17 protein-coding genes and 1 pseudogene are annotated in these 24,656 nt (G+C 52.4%); 8 read left to right on the top strand and 10 right to left on the bottom strand.

Annotated features, from left to right (window positions below; genetic code table 11):
- Positions 1–7: 7 nt before the first annotated feature.
- Positions 8–1,258 (bottom strand): dicarboxylate/amino acid:cation symporter, encoded by a 1,251-nt coding sequence (locus tag OGX93_RS12915; protein ID WP_047459152.1) that lies wholly within the window; start codon positions 1,256–1,258, stop codon positions 8–10.
- Between the two features lie 226 nt (positions 1,259–1,484).
- On the opposite strand from OGX93_RS12915, the gene OGX93_RS12910 reads away from it, so the two are divergent.
- From OGX93_RS12910 to trpS, 7 genes are all read left to right on the top strand, one after another.
- Complete coding sequence (locus OGX93_RS12910) at positions 1,485–2,411, top strand: LysR family transcriptional regulator (RefSeq protein WP_012134237.1); 927 nt, start codon at positions 1,485–1,487, stop codon at positions 2,409–2,411.
- Positions 2,412–2,452: 41 nt separating this feature from the next.
- On the top strand, positions 2,453–3,733 hold the full coding sequence (locus tag OGX93_RS12905) for a DUF445 domain-containing protein (RefSeq protein ID WP_058669144.1): 1,281 nt from the start codon (positions 2,453–2,455) through the stop codon (positions 3,731–3,733).
- Positions 3,734–3,815: 82 nt separating this feature from the next.
- The gene (locus OGX93_RS12900; protein WP_047459155.1) at positions 3,816–4,967 is read left to right on the top strand and encodes a double-cubane-cluster-containing anaerobic reductase; all 1,152 of its coding nucleotides are present in this window, start codon (positions 3,816–3,818) and stop codon (positions 4,965–4,967) included.
- A gap of 9 nt (positions 4,968–4,976) precedes the next feature.
- The gene (yjiL, locus tag OGX93_RS12895; RefSeq protein WP_047459158.1) at positions 4,977–5,744 is read left to right on the top strand and encodes a putative 2-hydroxyacyl-CoA dehydratase activator YjiL; all 768 of its coding nucleotides are present in this window, start codon (positions 4,977–4,979) and stop codon (positions 5,742–5,744) included.
- A complete protein-coding gene (locus OGX93_RS12890) occupies positions 5,741–5,992 on the top strand; it encodes a putative Se/S carrier protein (RefSeq protein WP_047459160.1) in 252 nt (83 codons plus the stop codon). Before yjiL ends, OGX93_RS12890 begins: the two co-directional genes overlap by 4 nt.
- 116 nt (positions 5,993–6,108) lie before the next feature.
- Entirely contained in the window at positions 6,109–7,299 is a 1,191-nt protein-coding gene (locus tag OGX93_RS12885; protein ID WP_104867815.1) for an MFS transporter, read from the top strand.
- Positions 7,300–7,552: 253 nt separating this feature from the next.
- Complete coding sequence (gene trpS, locus OGX93_RS12880; RefSeq protein WP_286449887.1) at positions 7,553–8,563, top strand: tryptophan--tRNA ligase; 1,011 nt, start codon at positions 7,553–7,555, stop codon at positions 8,561–8,563.
- Positions 8,564–8,824: 261 nt separating this feature from the next.
- Here trpS and OGX93_RS12875 read toward each other — a convergent pair whose 3' ends face one another.
- From OGX93_RS12875 to OGX93_RS12860, 4 genes and pseudogenes are all read right to left on the bottom strand, one after another.
- Positions 8,825–8,959, bottom strand: a complete 135-nt coding sequence (locus tag OGX93_RS12875; protein WP_286487807.1) for a hypothetical protein — start codon at positions 8,957–8,959, stop codon at positions 8,825–8,827.
- Positions 8,960–8,970: 11 nt separating this feature from the next.
- Entirely contained in the window at positions 8,971–10,233 is a 1,263-nt protein-coding gene (locus OGX93_RS12870; RefSeq protein ID WP_012134247.1) for an aromatic amino acid transporter, read from the bottom strand.
- Between the two features lie 106 nt (positions 10,234–10,339).
- A complete protein-coding gene (locus OGX93_RS12865; RefSeq protein ID WP_049010418.1) occupies positions 10,340–11,710 on the bottom strand; it encodes a tyrosine phenol-lyase in 1,371 nt (456 codons plus the stop codon).
- A 999-nt stretch (positions 11,711–12,709) separates the two neighbouring features.
- Positions 12,710–12,988: pseudogene (locus OGX93_RS12860) on the bottom strand (VOC family protein); the annotation flags it as partial.
- A 170-nt stretch (positions 12,989–13,158) separates the two neighbouring features.
- Here OGX93_RS12860 and queD point away from each other — a divergent pair.
- Positions 13,159–13,521: a 6-carboxytetrahydropterin synthase QueD gene (queD, locus tag OGX93_RS12855; RefSeq protein WP_286449888.1), complete on the top strand. Its 363-nt coding sequence runs from the start codon at positions 13,159–13,161 to the stop codon at positions 13,519–13,521.
- A 35-nt stretch (positions 13,522–13,556) separates the two neighbouring features.
- Here queD and dpdD read toward each other — a convergent pair whose 3' ends face one another.
- From dpdD to dpdH, 5 genes are read right to left on the bottom strand one after another with little or no spacing between them, the layout of a single operon-like run.
- Positions 13,557–15,728, bottom strand: a complete 2,172-nt coding sequence (gene dpdD / locus OGX93_RS12850) for a protein DpdD (RefSeq protein ID WP_286449889.1) — start codon at positions 15,726–15,728, stop codon at positions 13,557–13,559.
- A complete protein-coding gene (gene dpdK, locus OGX93_RS12845) occupies positions 15,728–16,273 on the bottom strand; it encodes a phospholipase D-like domain-containing protein DpdK (RefSeq protein ID WP_000580208.1) in 546 nt (181 codons plus the stop codon). Before dpdK ends, dpdD begins: the two co-directional genes overlap by 1 nt.
- A complete protein-coding gene (dpdJ, locus tag OGX93_RS12840; RefSeq protein ID WP_286449890.1) occupies positions 16,270–20,787 on the bottom strand; it encodes a protein DpdJ in 4,518 nt (1,505 codons plus the stop codon). Before dpdJ ends, dpdK begins: the two co-directional genes overlap by 4 nt.
- Positions 20,787–21,521, bottom strand: coding sequence for a protein DpdI (gene dpdI / locus OGX93_RS12835; protein ID WP_200076054.1), 735 nt, complete (start codon positions 21,519–21,521; stop codon positions 20,787–20,789). The genes dpdJ and dpdI overlap by 1 nt, the downstream gene beginning before the upstream one ends.
- A complete protein-coding gene (gene dpdH / locus OGX93_RS12830) occupies positions 21,508–24,654 on the bottom strand; it encodes a protein DpdH (RefSeq protein WP_353622169.1) in 3,147 nt (1,048 codons plus the stop codon). Before dpdH ends, dpdI begins: the two co-directional genes overlap by 14 nt.
- Positions 24,655–24,656: the final 2 nt, after the last annotated feature.

Raw genomic sequence — 24,656 nt, 5'->3', positions numbered from 1 at the left:
TACATCCTTAATCCATGCGGAAAGCCGGGACTACTGCGTCCGTGGTGTTGATATCAGCGTTCACCGGTTTCTTTCCGGCGAAACGCTCCACAATCTGCGCCGCGTTCAAATCATGAATTACGTTGATAAGCGTTGCTGGCGCATCCGTAATCGTGCCCAGCACCACCAGCATTGGAATGGCCTCCATCGGCAACCCCAGTGTGGTGACAATAAAGATCTCACCGAGGAATGCGCCGCCAGGGACGCCGCCGACGATAATCGCCGAGAGTACGGCAATCAGCATCGTCAGGAAGAACGTTTCGGTGGTGAACTCCATGCCTAAAACGGAATAGATAAAAACAATCTTCAATGCGGCAATCATCGCCACGCCGCCCTTATTGAGGTTAACCAGTAGCGGGATGGAGACATCAACGATTTCCGGGTTAATGCCCATCGCCTTACCCGCACGCAGAGTCACCGGCAGCGTGCCGAGCGAGGAACACGTCCCCAGCGCGGTCACCGAAGGTTCAATGGCGTTACGCCAGAAGGCCTTCACCGCAGGTAGTCCGCCGCCAATGTAGGAGTAAAGAACAGAACCGAAGATGTAGTAAACCAGAGTGGCAACCATGAACAGGCCGATAGCCCGGGCAAAGGTCAGCAACAGGCCGGAGTCCTGACTGGCCATCGTCGCAGCGAAGTAACAGCCGAGGCCGATGGGAGCCACCTTCATGATGATCGCCACAATCTTCATGATCACCGTGTTGGCGTCTTCCAGCAGTGAGGCGATGCGTTTGCCCGCCTGTTCTGACTGCCCAATGGCGATCCCGGCGATAATCGCCATCACGATCAGCGCCAGAATATTCGATTTAGAAAACAGTCCGATAAAGTCGCTGGTGGTGATCATACTGACAAAATCCATCTTGCCGCTGCCCGCCTGCACGGATTGTGAAAGATCGATAGTCACCCCCTGCGCCGGGTTATACCAGAGCGCGAGCGCCACAATTCCGGCGGCCGGAATAAAAGCCATCGCGATAGAGACGATAAAGATAATCGCCATAATGCGTCCCAGACGTTTCAGGTCGGTCATGCTGGCGATAGAAGACATTACGCTGATCCCCACCAGCGGAACGATAATCATAAATAACAGGTTCAGGAAAATCTGACCTATCGGCTGGAGTTGACTTGCAAACGTCGGAGCATAAATACCTAATAAGCCGCCGACAACCAGAGCGAGTAATAAAATAAGTGAAGATCTGTAGGGTTCGAGTCGTGACCACATAACAGGCACCTTTTAATTTAAATTATATTAAATGAGATTAAATTCACAATTTTTCGCGTTCTTTCTTTTGCCTCCTGTTTAATTTGTGACATAACTCACTTAAGTTGTTATTTTTTCATTTTGTCAGCAAGTTATTTCCTGTGATTCAATAGTTACATGTTTCAAACGCGAATGTAACGGCCTATTCGTACCGTTTTTGCAAATCACTTGTGAATAAAAGGAAACAATGAACACATCCATTTCCCTGAAGCATTTAGAGTTTTTTATCAAGATTGTGGATTGCGGTGGATTATCTGAAGCCGCTGCCCAGCTTAACGTGTCACCTTCAGCGGTAAGTAAAAGTCTGGCAGCAATGGAAGATACGCTGGGTACAACGTTAATTAAACGTACCACCCGCAGTATTACCCTGACCGATGCCGGGCAATATTTATTTAACCGTGCGACTAAATTACTCAACGAGTTTGATGAAACCTTAAATACCACTTCCGGTTATTATCACAGCCCACAAGGTGAATTACGCATAACCTGTTCAATTGCCTTTGGATATTCCCGATTAGTTAATCTGGTGGATAAATACCGTACTCAATATCCAGACGTGAATCTCTACATCGACCTCAACGATAATTTTGTGAATCTGAACGAAACGGATTTCGATATCGCTCTGCGCATCTCCACCGCGCCGCCGCAAAACTATGCCATGCGCAAGCTGGTGCCGATCCGCTGGGCGTGGTGCGCCTCCCCCGGCTATCTGGCGAAAAAAGGGATGCCGCAGCGTCGCGTCGAGCTGGTGAACCATGATTGCCTGGTCTATCCCGGACTCACCCCGGTGCTTAAAGTGGCGGACGAGCAGGAGCGCCTGCACCAGTTAAAGCTGCATATGCCGATCCAGGCCAACAGCAGTCTGGTATTGCTAAAATCGGTGCTGGAAGACCAGGGCGTGGCTTATCTGCCGACCTACCTGATTGGCGATCACATCCAGAAAGAGGAGATCACGCCGCTGATGCTCGACGGCACCATCACCTGCGAAACGCACGCCCTTTATGCGCTCTATTTCCCGAGTAAATACAGCAACCCGAAGGTGCGTTCGTTTATCGATTTTCTGGTGGCGGAACTGGGAACCTTGCCTGCATGGGATAACTGGATCCCGGGATGATCTTTTGCACGATCCCCCCGTCTGGCTCTATCCTTAACGCTATGAATAAAATTGCTGAACTCAAACGCGCCAAACGACTGGCGCTCTCGCTGCTGCTGATTGCCGCCGCCACGTTCATCACGACGCTTTTCCTGCCGCCAAATTTTTGGGTACTCGGCATTAAAGCCATTGCGGAAGCGGCAATGGTGGGCGCACTGGCAGACTGGTTCGCCGTCGTGGCGCTGTTTCGTCGGGTGCCGATCCCGTTTATCGCGCAGCATACCGCCATTATCCCGCGTAATAAGGATCGAATCGGCGAAAATCTTGGCCAGTTCGTGCAGGAGAAATTTCTTGATACCCAGTCGCTGGTCGCGCTCATTCGCCGTCATGAACCGGCCTTGCTGATCGGCAACTGGTTCAGTCAGCCGGATAACGCCCGGCGGGTTGGGATGCATTTGCTGCAAATCATGAGCGGTTTTCTCGAACTGACGGACGACGCACGTATTCAGCGCCTGCTCAAGCGGGCGGTACACAAAGCGATCGATAAAGTGGACTTCTCTGGCACCAGCGCGTTAATGCTGGAGAGCATGACCAAAAACGATCGTCATCAGGTACTGCTGGACACCCTGATCGCGCAGTTGATCGCCCTGCTTCAGCGCGACAGCTCACGCGCGTTTATCGCACAGCAAATCGTGCGCTGGCTGGAGACGGAACATCCGCTAAAAGCAAAAATTTTACCGACCGAATGGCTGGGGGAACACAGCGCAGAACTGGTTTCCGACGCAGTGAATTCGCTGCTGGATGATATCAGCCACGACCAGGCGCACCAGATCCGCCACGCCTTCGATCGCGCCACCTTTAAGCTGATCGACAAACTCAAAAACGATCCAGAGATGGCCTCCCGGGCGGAAAGCATCAAAGCGTACCTGAAAGAAGATGAGGCGTTTAACCATTATCTTGGTGAACTCTGGGCTGATTTACGCCAGTGGCTGAAGGCAGATATTAACGCAGAGGGTTCCCGCGTGAAGCAGCGGATCGCCCATGCCGGGCAATGGTTCGGCGAGACGCTGGTGGCGGATGATGCCCTTCGCGCTTCGCTCAACGGCCATCTGGAACAGGCTGCGCACCGGGTCGCGCCGGAGTTCGCCGCGTTTCTGACGCGCCACATCAGCGACACGGTAAAGAGCTGGGATGCCCGCGATATGTCACGCCAGATAGAGCTGAACATCGGCAAAGATTTGCAGTTTATCCGCGTCAACGGCACGCTGGTCGGCGGCTCCATCGGGCTGGTCTTGTATCTGCTGTCGCAAATACCGTCCCTGCTGACGTTACCCAACTTTTAAGCAGATCAATAAACACCTGGTTTTTACAGGGTTATAATGCGTGGTCTTTTCATTGTCTCCCGTGTTACGGGGAAGGAAAACCATGTCGCTTATCACCGATCTACCCGCCATTTTTAACCAGTTCTCCGACGCCCGTCAGAAAGGCTTTCTCACCGTCATGGATCTTAAAGAACAGGGGACCCCGCTGGTCGGCACCTACTGCACGTTTATGCCGCAGGAGATCCCAATGGCGGCGGGTGCGGTTGTCGTTTCCCTGTGTTCAACGTCGGACGAAACCATCGAAGAAGCCGAAAAGGATCTGCCGCGCAACCTGTGTCCGCTGATCAAAAGCAGCTACGGCTTCGGCAAAACGGACAAATGCCCCTACTTTTATTTTTCCGATCTGGTGGTGGGCGAAACCACCTGCGACGGCAAAAAGAAAATGTACGAATACATGGCCGAATTTAAGGCCGTACACGTCATGCAACTGCCCAACAGCGCCAATGACGCCGCCTCCCGTGCGTTATGGAAAGCAGAGATCCTGCGTCTGCAACAGGCTGTGGAAACGCATTTTGGCCGCCCCATCAGCGAAGCCGCCCTGCGCGATGCGATCGTATTGAAAAACCGCGAACGCCGCGCGCTGGCCAATTTCTACCGCGTCGGCCAGCTTAATCCTCCTGCTCTTAGCGGCAGCGATATCCTGAAAGTGGTGTACGGCGCGACGTTTCGTTTTGATAAAGAAGCGCTTATCGACGAGCTCAACGGCATGGCTGACCGCGTGCGCCAGGAGTGGCAGGACGGCAAGCGGCTGGACGCCCGCCCGCGTATTCTGATCACCGGCTGCCCGATTGGCGGCGCGGCAGAAAAAGTGGTACGCGCCATTGAAGAAAACGGCGGTTGGGTCGTCGGATTTGAAAACTGCACGGGGGCAAAAGCCACCGAACAGTGCGTTGAAGAGACGGGCGATGCCTATGACGCGCTGACCGACAAATACCTCGCAATTGGCTGTTCCTGCATTTCGCCCAACGACCAGCGGCTGACGTTGCTCAGCCAGATGGTAGAGGAGTATCAGGCGGACGGCGTCGTGGATGTGATTTTGCAGGCCTGTCATACCTATGCCGTTGAGTCTATGGCGATTAAGCGCCACGTACGCCAGCAGCACAACATCCCTTATATCGCCATCGAAACGGACTACTCCACTTCGGATATCGGGCAACTCAGCACCCGCGTCGCGGCCTTTATCGAAATGCTGTAAGGAGCGCCCGTGACGTATTCGATTGGCATTGATTCCGGCTCCACGGCGACAAAAGGCGTTTTGCTGGCGGAGGGTGTTATCACACGCCGTTTCCTCTGCCCCACGCCGTTTCGCCCCGCCGATGCTATCCACCAGGCGTGGGAAGCGCTAAGCGCAGGGCTGGACACGCGCCCGTTTCTGACGCTAACCGGCTACGGACGCCAGTTGGTTGATTTTGCCGATAAACAGGTGACGGAAATCTCCTGCCACGGGCTGGGGGCGCGCTTTCTGGCTCCTGAAACCCGCACGGTCATCGACATTGGCGGCCAGGACAGCAAGGTTATTCAACTAGATAACGACGGTAATCTCACCGACTTTCTGATGAATGATAAATGTGCCGCCGGAACCGGGCGTTTTCTGGAGGTGATTTCGCGCACCCTCGGCGCCAGCGTGGATCAACTGGATACGATCACCGACGGCGTTGAGCCTCATGCCATCACCAGCATGTGCACGGTTTTTGCCGAGTCTGAAGTGATCAGCCTGCGCTCTGCGGGCGTTGCGCCAGAAGCCATTCTTTCCGGCGTGATCAACGCGATGGCCAGACGTAGCGCTAATTTTATCGGCCGACTGTCTGCCGGGGGACCTTTGCTGTTTACCGGCGGCGTCAGCCACTGTGCGGCATTCGCGCGTATGCTGGAAAGCCACGTTGCGATGCCGGTTTACACCCATCCTGACGCGCAGTTTGCCGGGGCCATTGGTGCGGCGCTGATTGGTCAACGCCAGAGAAAACGCGGATGACGGAATATCTGTTTTTATTTCATTCGACGGTGGGCGTCATTCAGACCCGCAAAGCGCTTCAGGCTGCGGGAATGACCTTTCGGGTGGCGGATATTCCACGCCAGCTACGCGGCGGCTGCGGGTTATGTATTTACCTGCGCTGCGCCCCCGGCGAAGAAACGCAGTGGATTATCCCCGGTCATACCGAATCCATCTATCGCTGCATGGATGATGGCTGGCACTGCGTAAAAACGATCGACGCCTGCTGAATTTCCCAACGCGTATGCCTTGCCAGGCTCTCACACACCCTCTATTTTTTACTTTTTATTATCATTTACACATGTAATATAACAAACACAAATTAACGCGCTAAGTGAGAGCAAGTATGGTTCAGGGCAATGCCGATTCAAACCGTCATGCCATCAGTACGGCACTCTTCGGCTTAATGGTACTAACGCTGGGAATGGGGATCGGACGTTTTCTGTATACCCCTATGCTACCAGTCCTGCTGTCTGAAGGTCAGTTTACCTTCGCGGCGCTTTCCTGGATTGCCAGCGCCAACTACGCGGGGTATCTGGCGGGCAGCCTGTTGTTCTCCTTCGGCGCCTTTCACCTCCCCTCTCGCTTACGGCCAATGCTGTTGACATCGGCGGTAGCAACCGGGGGATTAATCCTTGCGATGGCGATATTTACGCAACCTGCCATCGTGATGCTGATCCGTTTTCTGGCCGGGGTCGCCAGCGCCGGAATGATGATTTTTGGCTCGATGATCGTCCTGCAACATACCCGTCACCCGTTTGTGATTGCGTCGCTTTTCTCCGGCGTTGGCGCCGGTATCTTGCTGGGCAACGAATATGTTATCGCCGGTTTACGCTATGCGCTTTCTTCCCATGCACTGTGGTCAGGCGCTGCCGTTATCTCCGCCGTGTTGCTGCTGCTCCTGGCGTTCCTCATCCCTGCCCGCGCCCACGCGTTGCCGCCCGCCCCTCCGGCGCCGACGCATCATCCGCTGATGCGCTGGTGGCAACTGGCGCTGCTGTATGGCTTCGCCGGATTTGGCTACATCATCGTCGCCACCTATCTGCCGCTGATGGCGAAAAACGCGGGCTCGCCGCTACTCACCGCCCATCTTTGGTCACTGGTGGGACTGGCGATCGTTCCCGGTTGTTTTGGCTGGCTGTGGGCGGCAAAGCGCTGGGGCGTATTACAATGCCTGACGGCGAATCTGCTGATTCAGGGGGTCTGCGTCATACTCACGCTCGCCAGCGACGCACTGCCGCTTCTTATTATCAGCAGCATTGGTTTTGGCGCGACGTTCATGGGGACAACCTCTCTGGTGATGCCGCTGGCGCGGCAGCTGAGCGTGCCGGGGAATATCAATCTGTTGGGTCTTGTCACGCTTACCTACGGCATCGGTCAGATCGTCGGCCCACTGTTAACCAGCCTGTTAGGCAGCGGCACGGAGGCGATCGCCAGTGCAACGCTTTGCGGCGCTGCGGCCTTATTTTTCGGCGCCGTCATCAGCATGATTCAACTTGTTAAGCAGCGGCAGTTTACGCAAAAAAGAGAATGCTGAAGAGCGCTGATGGCAAGCAGAGTGAACAGGTTGCCCATTAACAACCCTGACATAGCAGGTTTACCCCTGCGCTTAACCGTGATACGGTCATTTTTATGAATAAACAGACTACGATTCCCCAACGCCATAACCGCTGGTGGCTGCCTGACTAAAGGCGGCACGGTTCTGTTTTATCCCCGTATTAATAGCCGCCGAAAGGCGGCTATTGCGTTCCAGAGACGTCTTTCGGTTTTTTCACGTAAAGGAGTCTTTGATGAACACAAAACCCACCATTCTGACCGGCGATCGCCCTACGGGCGCCCTGCACCTCGGGCACTACATTGGCTCACTGCGCCAGCGCGTTGCTTTGCAGCATACCCATCAACAATTTGTGCTGATTGCCGACCTGCAAGGGCTGACCGATAACGGTACGAACCCGCAAAAGATCCGCGACAACATCCCGGAAGTGCTGGCGGATTATCTGGCCGCCGGTATCGACCCTGAACTCACCACGCTCTGCCTGCAATCCACCTTACCTGCACTGGCGGAACTGACCATGCTGTATATGAATGTCGTCACTGTCGCCCGCGTAGAACGTAATCCGACGGTGAAAAATGAAATTGCGCAGAAAGGCTTTACCCGCTCGTTACCGGTCGGATTTATGGTCTACCCCATCAGCCAGGCGGCGGATATCACCGCGTTTAAAGCGGAATATGTGCCCGTAGGAGACGATCAGTTGCCGATGATCGAGCAGACTAACGAAATCGTACACAAGATGAACAGCCTGCTGCCTGCCCCGCTGCTACGCCACTGTCAGGCGATTCTGAGCGACACCGGCCGCCTGCCCGGCATCGATGGCGGCGCTAAAATGTCAAAATCTCTCGGCAATACCCTGCAACTCTCCGCCAGTGAAGAGACGATCCACAAAGCGGTTAGCGCCATGTACACCGATCCTCACCACCTTAACGTCAGCGATCCGGGTCAGATCGAAGGAAATGTCGTGTTCACCTGGCTGGATGCCTTTCACCCGGACAAAACGAAAGTCGCGGCGATGAAAGCGCATTATCAGCAGGGCGGGCTTGGCGATCGCACCTGTAAAAACGAACTGGAAGCCTGTTTGCAGGAGTTGATTGCCCCAATGCGCGAGCGGCGGGCAACCTATATTCAGGATAAAGGCATGCTGATGCAGATACTGCAACAAGGCAGTGAACGGGCGCATGAGGTCACACAGACAACGCTACGGGAAGTGAAACGCGGGCTGGGATTGCCCACCATACTATTTTAACGCTTGTCAACCCGGCGGCAGGGTTGCCGATCGTGTTACTCATCCACATTTTGCAGAGTGAACAAAAAGCTTTACACCGCGCACACGATAAGAACGACGCGGCGATCTTTTACGCAATGCCTGCGCTGACTAAAATAGCGCCTGCATTTTAAACAGAGGATTGTTGTTATGTTGTTCTGGAAAAAGATGGTGAAGAAGATCGACGCGTTCTCAACGTTGATTCCACCACGCTACTTCCGGGTGTAAATCCAGGCAGGCCTGTCAACGACAGGCCTGATTGCTTTTGTGAGTTTTACTCTTGCGCAGTCCGCATTTTCTTAACACCACCACCCACACCCTCAGCCAGGCGTAACGATAAACCAGCGGATGCTGTAACCTGAGTAATGTCAGAAACATAGCGCCTCCCGCTAACGGAACGTCGGCAGCAAACCAAACACATCCAGCACCACTGTCAGATACACAATCCCTCCACCGACAATCACCAGATTCAGCACCGTATTGTTACAGGGGGCGGTATAACGCGCCGTGGCAAAACGCTTACGGGACGCTTTCACCAGAAATGGCGGCAGGATCACGCTCCAGATGGTAAACGCCAGTCCCGCATAGCCAATCGCGTGGACAAAACCATTCGGGAAAAAGAAACAGACGGCAGCGGGCGGGAAATAGGTCACCAGCGCGGTTTTCAGTCTGCCGATGCCGTTATCCGGGAAGTGGAACAGATCGGCAATATAATCAAACAGACCCAGCGTAGCGGCCAGCAGCGAACTGGCAACGGCAAAGTTACCGAAAAAGGTCAGGATTAAATCCATATAGCGACTGGTAAACAGCCCACTGATGGCTTCCACAAACACATCAATATTGCCGCCTTTGGCAATGATCGGCGAAAACTCGGCGCGGCTGATATTGCCCATCGTCACCGCCAGCCAGAAGATATAGAGCAGCACGGCAAACAGGGTGCCAATCACGATGGAACGCGTAATATGGGATACGCCGTGGGTGCCATACAGTTTCACCAGACTCGGCACATTGCCGTGAAAACCAAAGGAGATAATGCAGAACGGCAGCGTCATCAGAATATAGGGCAGATATTGCGTATTCGGCAGTGCGATGGCGACGCTATCGACCAGTTTCGCCACCTCAATATGGCCGATTAGCCCGGAGAACGTGGCAAAGAACGCCACAAACTTACCGACGATCAGAATGGTGGTGATCCGCCCGACCAGCAGCGAGCTGTACCAGGCGATTACGCCAACCAGCATACTGACGACAATAACGGAGATGTTTGCCGGGAAACGAAAACCGCTATATTTAAACACCGTCTGCGCCATCACCGCCGATGACCCGGAGATATACGCATAGGTTAAAATATAGAGTACAAAACCAAAGGCGATACCAACCACGATATTCCACTTTCGCCCTAATAGATCCTGAGTAAAGGTGTTAAAACTGGCTCCGGCACCATAGTGAAGGTTCACTTCCACCAGCATCAGGCCGGTTAATAACATCATGATGGCAATAACGATCAGAATAACAGAGGCGCCGGGAAACCAGACTCCCGCCATCGCAATAGGCAGGGAGAACATTCCCCCGCCGACTACCGTTGCGATGACAAGCATCGTCCCGCTAATAAGTCCGGGGGAACTCTGTCGTTCAATGGCATTAATATCCATGATAAATGTTCCTGTTGACTATTAATTATAATTACGGCTGTCATTTGTACATCTTCGGATAATAAAAAACAAAAAGCCCCATTTAAAAATGGGGCTATCAATACCATTAAATATAATCAAAACGTGCAGTAAAGAAGCGCAACTGCTTAGGCTCATAAATAAACTTCAGCCCGCGAATATCCTCTTTATGCTTATAGAGTTTAATAATGCCATCGGCCACCACATCCATATGCGCATAAGTATAAACGCGGCGTGGAATAGTCAGGCGTACCGTTTCCAGTTTTGGCCGGTGGTGATCGCCCGTCTCTTTATTACGCCCTGCGGAGATGATGCCACGCTCCATGCTGCGCACGCCCGTTTCCATATAGATGCTTGCCGCCAGACTCTGCGCCGGGAACTGGTCCTGGGTCAGGTGTTCGCAGAAGCGACGAGCATCGAGGAATACCGCATGGCCGCCTACCGGTTCAACAATCGGCACACCTGCCGCCTTCAGCTTATCGCCCAGATAACGAACCTGCTTCACACGGTGCTCAATGTACTCAAACTGCATGGATTCACGCAGACCAATGGCCATTGCTTCCATGTCGCGCCCGGCCAGACCGCCGTAGGATGGCATCCCTTCATATACCACCACCAGCTCTTTAGCCGCCGAGAACATCTCATCATCGTTCATGCACAGGAACCCACCGATATTCACCAGGCAGTCTTTTTTCCCGCTCATGGTACACCCATCGGCGTAGCTGAACATTTCATGGACGATCTCTTTGATGCTCTTGTTCTCAAAGCCTTTTTCCTGCTCTTTGATGAAATAGGCGTTCTCTACGCAGCGGGTTGCATCGTAGAAGACTTTAATGCCATGCGCCTGCGTCAACTCCCTGACGGCACGCATATTCGCCATCGAGACCGGCTGGCCGCCCGCAAGGTTCACCGTCACCGCCAGACAGATATAGGCAATATTTTCAGCGCCCTTTTCGTCAATCAGTTTTTGCAGCTTTTTAAGATCGATATCGCCTTTAAAGGCGATATTCAGACCGGCATCGTGCGCCTCATCACGGACGATATCCACAAAGGTGGCACCATTTTTTTCCTGATGATAACGCGTGGTGGTGAAATACATATTCCCCGCAACATATTGCCCCGGTTTAATCGCCAGCTGCGATAGCAGGTTTTCCGCCCCGCGCCCCTGGTGCGTAGGAACAATATGTTTAAAGCCAAACAGCTCCTGAACCGTTCTTTCCAGATGATAAAAGTTTTCACTGCCTGCGTAGGCCTCATCACCAATCATCATCCCGGCCCACTGCTTATCACTCATGGCGTTCGTACCACTGTCCGTCAGCAGGTCGATATAGATATCTTTCGAGTTCAACAGGAAGGTATTGTAGCCCGCTTCCTGCATTTTTTGGATGCGCTCATCACGCGAGATCATAGATACAGTTTCAACGCTTTTAATACGGAAGGGTTCTGCCGGATAATTCATTTTGTTTCTCCAGTTAACAGTGGTCATGTTCGTATTAATGTGAAGTAAAGCATACCTGGTCCATCAATAAAGATTGATGGAATATAACTATCCGCCTCCTGATTCAGGGGGAGAAATAATGTGAGGGCACTATGCAAGATTTAATTCATGAAGAAAATAGCTCCGTCAATATTCGCCATTGGCGTAAATCATAAAATCTGTAAATACGCGTGATTTAAATCACATAGCATTTTTTTACTGACTCAATTTCAACAAGTTATTTTTTATCTTTTGAATTGCAGTTTCCCTCCAGACGCGGTAAAAGAGAGAAAGCAGTGAAAACTTAACTTTCCAGCCTCTTTTCCGCTCACATTGTCGATTTTGTATACCAGGATATTATGAGATTGCGATCACCCTCCGCGCTTAATTTTGTGACTGACATCACCAAAAGTGTAAAGTAAAGTTTACGATACGGATCGATTTCAGAGATTACGATTTGCTTCAGGGATGAGGTTCACATTTTTTGGCATGGATTTGGGGAGAGTAGATAAGCAGCAAAGTTCACGTAGTTTGAGAATAAAAAGAGACCGTCGAACACAACGTTGCCAGTGGTTTTGATGAAGAACATTACTCTCTGCTGACGAGGTGGGATTCGCTATCCAACAGATACGCAAACAATGTGGCCCATCATAAAAGCTTTGATAAAGGAACGATTGGACCAAACGAGACTATGCACGTACAGATGTCGAAGATGATGAATGGAGGCAGGATTGTCGACAGGCTGTTCTGTGTTCTGCCGACAAGCTGATTGACGTGCCGTAAGTGTGAAAGAATTATGAACAGGAAGGGCTTGTAGAATGGTACATGAGAGAGGTGTTAAGGGGATAAGTGCGAAGGCCGGACTCGCCTTTTCGTTTAATTTCTTGAAAATTAATGGATTGTGAGGTTTTAATTAGGGGATTCGCCCCCAGAATGGGACATAAAATTGAATACTGCGTGGAAGATCACAAAGTTGCGTGATTATTTTCCAGGACCGAAACACATTCCAGAGTAAGGCTTCTCACGGCATTGCGCCAGTCGAGATGATAAATCTTCGACATGCAGCTCCAGCTTATGGCCATCCGGGTCAAGAAAATAGAAAGATTGCCCTTCGCTTTTATTGTCTTTCCAGATCGTCACTCCCGCCTGTTTCAGCTTATACGAGAACGGCTCAAAATCCTCTGGCGCGATGCTGAATGCGTAGTGGGTATAGTCACTTTCCTGCAGGGCCACGTAGTTGCGTGATACGTCGTACGAAAGGTGCCGGTAAGGACAATACATCTAACTAACCAATCAATCTTACTTGTTTAACAAATGAATGAGTTAATGCACCTTGGCCAAACTACCCAGATTTTTATTTAACATACTCAAGTTACGTACTTCCTATCTCAGTTTTGATTTGTTACATTATAACAAAAATTGAGGTGCTTATGAAAACGACTCTGTATAAAGATTTCACATTTGAAGCCGCACACCGACTACCCAATGTACCTGATGGGCATAAGTGCGGACGTTTACACGGGCACTCGTTCGTTGTTCGCCTTGAAATCACCGGAGAGGTGGATAAGCACACGGGGTGGATTATTGATTTCGCTGAACTGAAAGCTATCTTCAAACCGACGCTGGATAGCCTGGACCACTATTATCTCAACGATATTCCTGGCCTTGAGAACCCAACAAGCGAAGTGCTGGCTCAATGGATCTGGAATCAGGTTAAACCACAACTCCCGATCCTGAGCGCAGTCATCGTGAAAGAGACATGCTCTGCAGGCTGCATCTACCGTGGTGAATAACAAAAAAGGAATAGCAGAAGCTATTCCTTTTTTACTCAATCCAGCGCACTGACGAAGGCAGCGATCATACTCGACGCCCCTTTACCTGAGGGATAGATTATCTCTTTGCGATAATCAGTCACGGTATAGAACGCCTGATGCTTTGAGCTAGCGCTGGCGAAGATAAAGTAGTCAGCTTTTTCCGCCAGATTTATCAGCGCCGGAGTAGCTACGTGATCGTGATTGAGTTCCACATTCAACCCAGGATATAACTTAAGTAGAGCCTCTTTTCCGCGTCTCGCCGCACCTTCCATCAGGCTGTAAATTGCCAACGTTTTACCGTCGAGATCGCGATGAAGCGAAGACGCTACGCCCGGCGTACTGTCCTCTTCCGGGAAAACGTGTCCGGCATGTTCGCCGAGATAGAGTCTTTCCACCATGCGCGCGGAAAGTTGCATACTGACATCCAGACGCTCCCAGCGCTGCTTGAGCAACTCCTGCAACGTGACCCAAAAACCTAATCTGGCGGCGTCGTCAGCGGAGATTTTATCATAAAGAAGTTCAGCAATATCAAGCGAGTAGCCTAAGGTTCTTACCGACAGGTTTTCAGAGCACAGCATTGCTACCGATTCAATTGCGGACGCATATTCCTCGCGGGTGAAGGTACCAGAAAGGAATTTATCCAGAATCATCCCACCGAGACGCACATCCTCCTCTGAGCGGATATCCTCAACAGCCAGCAGCATAAGCCAGTCCGGCCACAAGGAGGCAGATACCTGAACGTCATATTCTTCCAGCCAGTTCAGAAGGGTTGGCAGTACGTCTCGTAAAACTTTACTCAACTGGGCGTTGGACTGCTGCTCTAGCAGCGCATGCCACTGCGTTTCGCTGAAGGTTGACGGTGTCCAGTCCATGTAGTGAACAGTCGCCTGCTGGCGCAGTGATTCAAACCGTTCAGATTCCGTAGACTGTTGTAAATCTCCAAGCCAGCTACTCCAACCATAGTCCTGCGGTTCACAGCGATTTTTCAGCGCCTGCCACGCCTCCCATAGTTTGGGTATTTTTTCCAATGCCTGTCGTGTTGCTTCAGGCATCGCCGCCAGTTGCGCGTATATCTCACTTTCGCGCTCAGCGTCCGCCAGTAGGGCTTCGAGTAGCAAATCGATAGCATTTTCAAGGCTTATCAGCATGATAACTGGAGCCTGGATCAGCACCTGTTCTTCCGCTTCTACCGGCGCTGGCAGCGAACTTGCACCTGTCGCCCACCCTTCGACCTGCTGTATCCAGTCAGTATCTAACAGAGGCGTCGCCGTTTGCCATTCGTCGATCCCCAGCAGCGCGGCCCCCATGGTCCACAGTTGCCAGTCAGGCAGGAAACTCGCCTGATGAGCAAAGCGGGGCTTATGCTTGTACAGCGGCAATAAGCCCAGTACCAGTCGCCTGGCGTCTTCACGCCTGTCCAGTGGGAAGTGCGCATCGCGGATGGCGTTAAGCATTAAATGGCCAGAGGATCGCAACAACAGGCGCTGGATACGCTCCGGCACACGACCGCGCAACAATACTTCCAGCCGAGGATGGTTGAGAATCTCGCCCCATTTTGCCGAAGCCGCCATCCCCTGTAGTTCAAGAAACAGGAGATTAAGAGAAGACAGTGCCTGATTACCGCGTAGCTCCTCCAGATACTGTTCGGCAATCTTGCCGTCGCGCGCGTGGCATGCCGTGTAGAAATCCCTGAGAATCCGTCCGGTTTGCCGACTGACTAGCGAATGTAAAATGGGTCGCTGATGATAAAGATCCATCACCAGTTGCAGCATGGCGTATACCCGCTTCATTCGCGCTACCTGCCACTCTTTTACCTGCTGAGGTGAGCCGTCCGGCACCGGTAAGAAATCGAAGGCCAGTATTCCGTCCGGGGATTTCTCCAGCAGCAACTGTTCCCCGTCATCGTCAGATTGAAAGATCGATTTAATGTCGGGAGTAGTGTCAGCGGAACCCAGCGCCGCGGTTAGAATACGTCGTAATTCTTCAAGGCTTTTTGCATTCTCTGCCAGGGCATAAAACACCGTTTTTCTCTTTCGCGTTGAAGGAACGATGCAGGGCATCCGTAACGCTGCGGCCTGTTGAATCAGCGTGTTCATTTGTGGGATGCCGTATCCCCCCACCATCGCCTTGTCATAATCCAGATATTTATCTTTAGCGTAATAATTTTTCAGCCAGTCTGCACACATCAGAACGCTTCCTGTGATCCAATAAAAAGATACTGACGTTCAAATTCGGTTATCGCTTCACCGATCATATGCGAATCGCAGTTCAGTTCGACAAACTCTTCATTTCGATTAACGCCGCTGCGGGTAAAATTCATTGAGCCCTTGAGGAACACATTTTGCGTCAGAAAACCTTTTATATGCAGATGATTACGCCATTCCAGACGAAAGTTTGCAAAGTTGCTCAGACGTTTTTCCAGCGCTTTTACAAAAATACGGTTCATCGGTTCGTCGCGGGTCACCAGCGAAAGCGGCGCGCCGTTATTCACCGCACAGGCCAACAGCTCAATGAAATCTACCTCCCTGCCTCCCCACGCGGGATCAATGCTGTCCCAGTTGCCTGAACGATTGTCCAACAGTGAGAAGTTACTCACCCACGGCGACACCAGCCAGATTGGCTCTGGCTGCATAATCAGTGCGATAAGTTGGGCGCTGAGTACTTCCCGCAATTGCCGTTGCCCTGCGGCACCGTGTAAAAAAATCTGGCGCTGTTTTGCACGTCCGATCATTGCATCGCCTCCGCAAGTTCAATACGTAAAATGAGCACGTCCTGCTCACGACGAACTTCACCAAGACGTGGATATAGCAGCAGTCCTAAATGATCGACGGGTTCAATTTGCACGGTGTTAATGATCTGATGTAATTGATTTCGCTGCGCGCGCGTGAGTTGTAGCTCAACTCGACCGGCTTTACACAACGCCATATGCAGTTGCCCAAGCCAGTCAGCCTCATCAAGGGAGATCTTTTCGATCTGCTCACTAAATAGCGCGCCGGCAAGCAGGCGCTCAGTCGTAACTTTACGCGAGCAAAACATATTGTAAAAACCGAGTTCTGCCTGCCGGACCGTGTAACCACGCGGCCAGAGCAGGTTTTGGTTCCGGCACTGCGCGTTAAACACTAAGGATGCATCGGTTTTGACGCCAAGCGCATTCACCGCCAGTGCGTGCGCCATGGTATTCATACTGAACTCAATACCCGTTCTTGTTTCAAGAGACGACCAGTCCGACAGTAGCTGATAAAGCTGGGCGTCTGTGTCATCGCCGCTACCCGCCCGCAGGATCCGCGAGTACAGCACCGTTGTAAAGCTGTGGGAAAGGCGCAAACCGCGCTGTGAAAGCTGCAAATGAAGATTCTTGTTAGCCTCCCGCCGGGCGTCCATGTTACTGGCTTCACGAACGGCAGAGATCGCCATACGAAGCGCGTAATCTGTTTGCAGCATCTGCAACACGGTGCGCAGATCGTAATCGATCTGCTCGTAGTCGCTGGCTGAAAGATTTCGCACAAGCACATTGAGGAAGGATACAGGGTCTTCAGCCCACTTCTTCTGTAAACGGATCAAAATCCCGCTTCCGCCTGACTCCATCTCGCAGAGCCAGATTTCCAGCCATTCTGCTCCCGTGCGGAGATCGCTCATCCAGCAGGAGTCTGTCACGACCGCCCGCTCATCAACATCCGGAAGTAGCGTACTTAGCGTTTGCTGCACACCCGCAGCCAAGGTGTCCGCTAATACCTGCCGCGCCCATTCGACAAAGCCGCCGATCTCAGCCAAGGGTTTCCAGAGTGCCTGTGCGCAGTTCAACAGCAGTTGCTGTATATCCGGTCTTTCAAGGAGTTTATGGAGGCCGATCTGTAGCGCTTGGTCAGTGCCAGCCTCATTTTCGGTATCCGGCTGGAACAGGCTGGCCGGGATATCAGCCAGCCTTTTCATCCCTTTTTCGGAAGCCATTTCTCGCAGCGCCGACTCAACCGAGGTGTGAGCGCCGCTTGCCAACGTCTCCGCAAGCTGAGCCATAAAACATTCAATAGCCCAGTCCGCGTTAAAGCTATCAAATTCAAATTCAGATGACTGCCTTACAAGATGTTGAAAATAAACGGGGCGCATGCCTCGCTGGATTTCTGCCTGATGCAGCAGGCCCATCACGTCATCACACGAGAGGTTAAAACGCAAGCGCATTGCATCCACCCATTGACGACTTCCTACGCCAACCTGTTCCTCTCCATTCACCCAGGTGAAATCAACGTGAGCCCGTTCCTTATTTCTGAACCGGAGCGACGCCTGCGATCCGGTAGAAAAGCGAACCAGTTCCAGCGACGTCATATGCTGGTGGTTGTAAAACGTGATATCGTGCAGAGTTTGCTTCCAGGGTCCCTTTGGCACCTCGTCGGGCGTCGCAACCGCAGGGTTAATGACGTGGAGTACCCACTGCAGTTGCGCATTACTTTTATCATTTATACGACGAATATCAGCCCGGGTGGTCATGACCTTTGACGGTTTAACAACCTTGATCGTTTTTCCCTGATACTCGACTTCACACTCTTTTTGCCAGCTATCGCCGAACGCATCGCTTATCTGGAAATCAACATATTGCCGCCCTTCTCCTGCCACCGGTTCGTATGTTTGCGGGACCAGCCAATCCGTACTTTTGTTCGATTTAATGGCGTAGCGTTTAGACAGACGCCCTGGCGCAAACTCACGCATCCCCTGCCAGAACGAGAGGGTTTCCCACTGTTCTTCGTCATCACGTCCACGCTTCAGGCGAATGTCCAGTTCCGGCAAATTCAACTCGCTGAACAGATTTTGCGGGATGTATTCCGGAGCGGGTGAATTGCTCCGATGTTGTTCGCTCTCGTCATTCGGTTGACTCGGGCGCAGACCGGCCCACTCCACGCCGTTAACCGACCAGCGCGTTCTGAGGTTACGCAGTAGGGAGGGGAGAAACTCAAACATAATTGAGCGCGGCGGGCTCCAAAGGATATTTTGCACCGCACCGTCAGATAATTGCAGAGCGTCCTGAAGGTAGCGCGTCAACTCGTTTAGCCGTCTTCCACCACTCAGTACCTCTTCAATCAGTCGGATAAGCGGGGCATACATTCGATCATATTTCAGCTGATTATGCTCAGCTTTTTTCAGCATGCCCCACAGATCTTTGAATTTACCAACTTTGCTGATCCAGTCGAGGGCCGCCATTGCGGCCTGCATTTTCTGCACGTGCTGGTTACCCAACGGCAGGCCCTGACGTTTGATCTCCGGGCTCATCAGCCCTTCATAACGCTGGAACTCAACACGATCGCGGCCAAACTCGGAGAGCACCACCAGCATCCAGGGGCGCATGCCTCTTGGACGACCGGCACGTCCTTTACGCTGCAAATAGGAGGCGACATCGTTCGGCGCCTTATGCTGAAGAACGGCACCAACCAACGGATCGTTATATCCCACCTCGAGAGAAGAAGTGGCGACCACGACATCTGCTGATGCATCAACACCGGCATCCTGACTCGACGTTCGGGAAATGACTTTGTTTTCCGCGAGGTCGTGGCCAATATCCATAGCCGCCTTCCAGTTCTGCCCCAGTTCAGTTTTCGACCGCTCAGATGCCATTTTATCAAAAGGACTACGTAACACGGCCAACGGTGAATGATCAATGCGCGACTGTCCTGGCCCCGTCTCCCAGCCTTCGGCATCGCTGAGGTCGTGGTACAATCGGTTGTTACCGTCGAGGGTATCAGTGAAGATGAAAGTTTTCTTCCCCCAGGTACCTTGTGACTTGTTCGCTTTGCTATCCAGCATGCGCGCCATTAGCATACTGGCTTGGATGGTGGTGGAGAGTAATGCCGTTTCAGAGACAGGATCGCCTCGCAGTGCCAGCAGGTACTCAGCCCCCTCTTCGATCATCTCTTCCGCGTAGGGCTGGATCAGGGCTACCTCCTCTTCAGGGGCACCCACCAGCCTGGCAAAGAAGTGCTGCGCGTCAGCAAGCGTTGCCGATAGTCCAACAAAATGCGGCAAACAATCGGTGCGCTGCATCCAACGCCGCAGCAGCAGCGCGGTTTGTGCGCCGGTGGTTCCGCTGTAGGTATGGACCTCGTCGAGCAGAACCAACGTTGGCCCATAGCCTTCACCGACACCAAACAGATGGTTGCTCCAGGTGGAGTTCATCTGGAGGTTCAGCATTTCCGTCGTAGTAAACAGAATGTCCGGGGCGTCGCCGCGCTGTTGCTGCGCATTACGGGTGATCATGATTTCACTCTGATCCAGCTGATGCTGGCATTGCGTACAGGTAAGCACCTCACGCTCGTCAAAGATGTCTTCACGACGCCAAATGAGCGCCCCTCCGCAAGTCTGCTTAGGATGCTGCGGGTGGGGCTGCTGGCATTTCATCAGGCCGAACGGTAGACCAACCTTCCCTTTAACGTCTTTCTTCGACCATTCTGCCTTCACCGGTGTATCGCCAAAAAAGGCACCGATACGAATCTTGCGTCCGGCGGCCGTCAGCATAAATTCGTCAAGCTTGCGGCACTGTGAAAACGTTTCGGCAAACTGATCCTTGAGCAGTTCTTTTCGCGGATAGATGGCGAGAATGCGCACCTTGCGCTCAGGGTTGTTACAAATCTCTTCGGCAAGACGGGTTAGCGCAGGCAGGTAAAACGACAACGTTTTACCGCTACCGGTGCCAGCACAGACGATTGTCCCGCTGGCCGTATTGCTTTTCACCTGATGTTCCAGCCAGCACTGCATAATGCGTTCGGTCGCGCGAACCTGAAAACCCGCCAGCAAGAAGGGCTTATCTGACGCCAGGGCCTGGCACATAATGTCACAGACGCGATCGCTTAAGTTCAGCTGTTTTTTCCAGCCGGTAATCAGCGTTGCCGGTTCGTAAACGCGATCGGGATAGCTGCGCGGTCGACGAATAAAGCGATAGTCCGATACCAGCGTTTTGCTCTGTTCCAGCTTTTGCTCATGCATCCACTGGCGTAGGTTGCGCATGAGATGGACCGTTTCCCCCATTCGGGTTCGCCAGACAGGCGTGCCACTGATGTGCGGCACCTGAATCAACATGGCGGCGTCTAGCATCTCATCCAGAACCTTTTCAGCATCTTCTTCAGGTAACACCCGTCCGATAGTGCTTAACAGCTCATCCAGATTAAAAAAACCGCCCGTGTCGCCCCATACCAGGAGCGCATTTTCTTGTTCTTCCAGCGCATCCAGCACGCGTTGCAAAAGCGAAAGCTCGATTCCCTTCATTAAATCATTCTCTTACGTGTCACGTTAAACGCTGGCAGCATACCTTTTTCTTCCAGCCAGGCAATCACGCCCGGCGTCAGCAGCGTAAGCGAGGCATGATTATGTCTGTCCAACGCCTCAAAAAAGCGCAGAACATCGTCTGGTGCATCCGGGTCCATTGAACGTTTAAGCGCGACCATCTCATCACTATACTTCTGCAGGTTTTTTACCACCGACAGGCTGTCTGGTCCGCTTAACTTCTGCCGATTAAAGTTATCGCGCGCTTTGCGATAATCGTCATACACCAACACGTTCCCCAGCGTGCGCTGTTGTTCCAAAAAGACGGAATCCAGCATTGCGCGTGCTTCAAGATCGGCAACAAACGCTTTCCAGGTTGCATCCACCTTATCATCAATACTTTCCTGTACACTCTTCAGAACCCGCACCGTTTCCCAAAACCCGCTCTGCTCGGTTTTATCGCCACTTTCTTTGAAGCGTGCCGTCAGCGCATCCAACTGCGTTTTGGCACCGCCGAAAAGCGCCGCCTCTTGCGAAAAATCGATAGTGGAATGTGGTTCCGGTAGCATGCCGATCACCTCAAATTTCTTTTGGGCTTTTTGCAGCGGTTCGGCAACATCCAGCAAGCCGTCACGTATGGTGCGGTACCGATCGTAGACCTCTTCCAGCGACTGAACCTGCTGTTTTATCTGATACTGCTCCCACAGTTGCGTAAATTGGGTCTTAAGCGTTGTCATACTGTTCCCCTGCAACGGACTGCATGGCGTCGAGGACCTGATGAAGTTCCTGCAACGTGCTTTCAATCTGCGTGCGAAATTCGCTGATCTGATGCCCACCGTGTGAATGGTTGTAGGCGGTAATATTCGCCAGTACACGTTTGTGTACCTGCTGCCAGCTTTGCATTGTCATCATGAGCCGGTTAATTAAAACACCGTCCAGTTCGCAAAGTAGTTGCCATTGACGCAGCGGATCTTCAGATTGATTAATGCCTCGCAATTTGAGGATCGTCATCCAGATGCCCCCCTCAGTTAGCGCATTCAGTGAATCCGTCAGCGTGCTGCTGTCCGGGGAGATATCCGCAGGATAATCGCCGCTGTCCCCAAGAGATTTAACTAACGTAGCCAAACCGGTGACGAGTTCGGAAAAATCATCCGCATTTTCACAGTCGGCAAACAGAGCAGCGGTATCCAGTATGGGGCGGATTTCACTGAGCGACTTTTTCACCACGGCGGCATGTGTATTTTTTGAGCGTTTCTTCAATGCCTTTTGTATCGCACTTAGCAGGAGATCGCCTTCCAGCGCATGATCGTTTAGCGCCACAAGGCTGAGCCATGCGTCCTGGGCATCATCCCACTTCGCTAATGCCTCTGCCCGCAGTTCAGTGATTGCCTTCGTGATCCCGGAACGAAACTGCACAGAAAGCGTTTTGCTGTTTTGCAGCAGTCGTGCAAGCACCTCTTTCGAACCATCCGCCGTTTTAATGGCCCCCAGCGCGTCGGCCAGCGCAATCTGCTCGCTGAGCAGCAGCGGCAGATCGTTGCGCTTATGCTTAACGAGTTCCGTCAGCGCATAGTTAACCCAGCGATCGCAGAAGCTCTGAATAATCAGGTAATCCGTTTTGCCATCTGCGTAGCTCCAGTCCTCGGTTTTAGATAAGGAGTTTTCTCTGTAGTAGCCAAACCGTGCTAACGCCATCGCGGCATCCGTTAGTTGCACCGAGCGCTTATCGTATTCGGCCTGAGGAATAAATTTCACCACATGCACGCCACGGTTGCCCTGTGCGTTAGGTAACTCAACGGCGACAAAGTTGGATTTACCTAACCAAAGTGTTGGCCGATAGGTACTGCCCGCCCATTCCGCCACGACGCGCTTATCAAAGAAGAAGGCCAGGGAGCTTTTGATATAACGCGCGGGATCGATCTCAAGCGTCGCACCTTTCAGCATCCAGTCACCCACCGCCGCATCCAGCGCTCGGATAGCCAGGGTATCTTTATCTTCTTTCACTTTCGGTTTAACTGTTGTGGGTTCTGGCTTAACAGTTTTTTTAACCTGCGGCTCAACTTTGGTCACCCGCGTAGGCACCACCGGCTGAATATGGACCGGAGCACTTTTTGTGATTTCCAACACCTGCGCCAGATCGTCCAGACCGAAACTGCGGGCAACATCAGGCGGCAGAGTGCTTGCCAGAGTGCCATCGGAATCGGCGGGATAACCCCACAGCGCGACCACGGATTCAGCACGCTCGGTGTCGGCGAAGCCCTGACGGAACAGCCAGCTTCGAAGCCCTGCTGGCGCCGCAACATCGCCAAGATGCGGCGGCGGAAAACGTCCCTCATCGGCATCACGGCGACAGTGCTGCAGTACACGCAACAGAATCTGGTTGATGATCTGACGTGGGTTGAATTTTAATTCGTTGCGATCGTCGCGGCAGAATGTCTCTGCCAACGCATGGATAGCATTTGTGTTAAAGGGAAACAGCGAAAAGCCTTGCTCGCTGCGACCAAACACTTCGGCCATTTCGTCGCCGTTTGCGCTGGCTTCCCAGTCAGGTGGCCAGTGTGATTTATCAGCAGATTGCTCCCAACGCTGGCGTAAGGCTTCACCCCCAAAGCGGGCCGCGTTGATGTATCGACCACAAAAATCGACAATACGCAGTCGCGTCTCTTCGCGCCCGCTCCCTACCTCTTCGATCACCCATTCACCCTTCGCGCGATCCAGCATCCCCTGACGACGGCGGGCATACCCCTGATAACCGTCAGTAACAGCAATAGCTGAACACACCGGGCATAGCACTTCTTTCCCGTCGCGGATCCCTTCCCTTTCAAGGCTGTCGATCAGTACATCCTCGATCGCGGTGATGAGCGACATATCCTCTACCAGCACCATCAGCGTCATCTGCTTTTCATGTAGCGCCTGACGGATCTGGGTAAACAGGTCAGAGAAACTGCGGCCACGGAAGTTGAAGAGCTGGTTAAACAGCGCCTGCGTCGCTTTAACCAGCACCAGGTTGAGAATCTCCGAAGCATCTTTGCGCCCGTCCTCATGCGTATTCAGGCGGCTTTTCTGAATATACTGACGCGCAGGCAGACTGAGATCGTTAATATTAAAGCTGAAATCAAGATCTTTGGCCTGGAGTTGCTGTTCCCCCTCGTCGAGATCGCTGCTGGTTGCACCGTTGGTCAGACGGTTGGCAAGGCGATAGAGACAATGCTCTTCTTTCAGCAAAAACTGCTTGAAGTAAGCATCGTTAATCAGCGTTGGCAATGCATTATCTTCAGCGTGGACGTGGATTTTCTGTAGCCGGGTCGCCTGTGGTTTGATAGCTATTAACTGCTCAGGCGTACTACCCGCCATCTGTTTTTTCAGCGCTTCCATATCCTGCTTGTTACGTTCATGCAGGTTACGCAGCTCTTGCCCCATCAGCATCAGCAGCCATTCAGCGATCTCGCGAGGCGTACGTTTTTCCGACACCTTATTGATGTCTTCCCGCGCTTCGTCAAAGATCTCGCCCTCCAGGCCCGCCAGCATAGAGGTGAGAACCTCACGCAAGCTGGCACTTTTTGGAATACGGACAATATGCCACTTCTTGTCTTTGTACTCCTTACGCAGCCGCAGTTTCGCATCCAGCCAGCGGATGATGTGTGATTTACCCACTCCGGCTTTGCCCACAATCGGAATTGGGCGCGGCGTTTCCAGAAAGTGCTTGAGCAAATCTTCTTCTTTCGCATGTCCGAGGTTGTTGCCGTCTTTATCGAGACGCAGCAAATTCACCGGTTGATGCACTGCCAGTAAGGTGTACTCCGCCAGCTCTTCCGCCTCGGTGCGAATACATTCATTGATGTTTTGCAGGGAAGGCCAGTAATCGATCATTC

The organism is Citrobacter sp. CK195 (assembly GCF_030333365.1).
GTDB classification, from domain to species: domain Bacteria; phylum Pseudomonadota; class Gammaproteobacteria; order Enterobacterales; family Enterobacteriaceae; genus Citrobacter_B; species Citrobacter_B koseri.
The sequence above is the reverse complement of the archived record's forward strand: the minus strand, read 5'-3'. Positions and strand labels throughout refer to the sequence as shown.